This window comes from Pontimicrobium sp. MEBiC01747, assembly GCF_053601635.1.
The window spans coordinates 1-1745 of record NZ_JBSHNS010000473.1; the positions used below are offsets into that span (position 1 = coordinate 1).

The following is a 1745-nucleotide window of genomic DNA, read 5'->3' on the forward strand; positions in this document are numbered from 1 at the left end:
CGTTACTAGATACTTTCTGTATTAACTTTAATGCATTTGGGCCTTCTATTAAAAATTCTCCCATATGCGATACATCAAAAACACCAACACCTGTTCTTACGGCTTCGTGTTCTATGTTTACGCCATCGTATTGCACTGGCATATTGTAGCCTGCAAATGGTACCATTTTGGCACCTAATGCTTCATGAGTTTCGGTTAACGCTGTATTTTTCATTTTTTAGTTATGTTATTTTTTTTGAATGGTAAATGTATCAAAATATTCATTCATTTTATAACAAAAAAAGAATATAAATACCTTAGTTTTAAAACTTGAAATCCAGATAGTTTTAAAAAAATAGAAAATGCTTAAAAAGAGGAACCTTATTGTTTTTGATATTGATGATACGTTAACCAAAAGTGAGTTTCAGCATCAATCTGCTTATGTTAACACAATGAAATATTTTGGTATTACTAATATAAATACAGATTGGAAAACTTATAAACACCATACAGATAGTTATATTTTAAGTAAAAACTATGAAGCTAATTTAAAAAAGCCTTTTGAGTTTTCTTTTATTCCAGATTTTGAAGTTAAAATGACTGAAGAGTTATTAAAACTTAAACCCACTGAAGAAATAGTTGGAGCAAGAGCCATTGTAGATTTCTTTATAAACGATAGTGATTATGCTATAACTTTCGCTACGGGCTCTTTACTACAACCTGCTTTAATAAAACTTAATCAGGCTGGAATACCGCACCAAAAAGATTTGGTAATAAGCTCAAATACTATTTTTAAACGAGAAGGTATTGTTAAAGCGGCCATAGAAAAGGCTAAAACGGTATATAATGTAGAAGCTTTTGATACTATTATTTCTATTGGAGATGGTTTATGGGATTTAACAACGGCTCACAATTTAGATATTCATTTTATTGGTATTGGCACTAAAAACCTTGAGGATTTTAAGAGCAACAATTGTAAAGTAACTATAACCGATTGGAATGATTTTGATTTAAAATCTGTGGAGCTGAAGTTGGGAATAGTTAATTAAACAGATGCGTCTAAGATGTATAATATATTATCATTTCCATAAAAGACTATAATTTTCCCATTTGGTTGAATAAAAACATGGTTTATTTTAAAATCGGAATTGAAAAAAAACACGTCTCTTATTTTGTTTGTTGTATCAATGTATAATTGTCGTTCTTTATTCTTTTTAATTCCTACTGTTTTAGATGCAATAAAGAAGGCTTGAAATCTATTAGAGTTTCTTTTAATCCAGCTCCAATATTTTTCATTTTTCATTCCTTTTTTTAAAGCTTTACTTTCTTCATCAAAAAAATGAATCATTGTATATTTATTCTCATCAAAAGAATTTCCAATAGTGCTTTTTAAAAGTTGATTTACCCGTTTTTGTTGAATAGGGTTTAATTCGCCATAGTTTTTGCGATAAATATACTTATGTGTAATTAAAGTATCTGTTTTATTTTTCCTCAGATACACTTTCTTTTTATCTATAGAATTAACTGTGATTTAGTTACTTCTTCATTATTCTGATTTAAATAAACTGTTTTTCTTTGATTTTGAGAAAACCCATTTTGAAATAAAAGAACAAAGTTAAAGATTATAAAAATGTTACGCATAGAAGAGTGTAAGTGTTATTACAATTAAAAATAATCTTTTATCACTGCACCAACACTAATTTCTGACCAATTTTTAGAGTACTACTTTTTTTAATTGCATTAGTTTTACATAAAGAGGTTATAGA

The 1745-nt window shown here is 27.9% G+C and carries 2 protein-coding genes and 1 pseudogene; 1 reads left to right on the forward strand and 2 read right to left on the reverse strand.

The features are described from left to right. Positions 1–214: pseudogene (locus ACVC2P_RS15575) on the reverse strand (glycine cleavage system aminomethyltransferase GcvT); the annotation flags it as partial. Between the two features lie 127 nt (positions 215–341). On the opposite strand from ACVC2P_RS15575, the gene ACVC2P_RS15580 reads away from it, so the two are divergent. Then, positions 342–1028: an HAD family hydrolase gene (locus ACVC2P_RS15580; protein ID WP_452599381.1), complete on the forward strand. Its 687-nt coding sequence runs from the start codon at positions 342–344 to the stop codon at positions 1026–1028. Here ACVC2P_RS15580 and ACVC2P_RS15585 read toward each other — a convergent pair. Beyond that, the gene (locus ACVC2P_RS15585; RefSeq protein ID WP_452599382.1) at positions 1025–1480 is read right to left on the reverse strand and encodes a hypothetical protein; all 456 of its coding nucleotides are present in this window, start codon (positions 1478–1480) and stop codon (positions 1025–1027) included. The genes ACVC2P_RS15580 and ACVC2P_RS15585 overlap by 4 nt on opposite strands. Positions 1481–1745 lie beyond the last annotated feature (265 nt).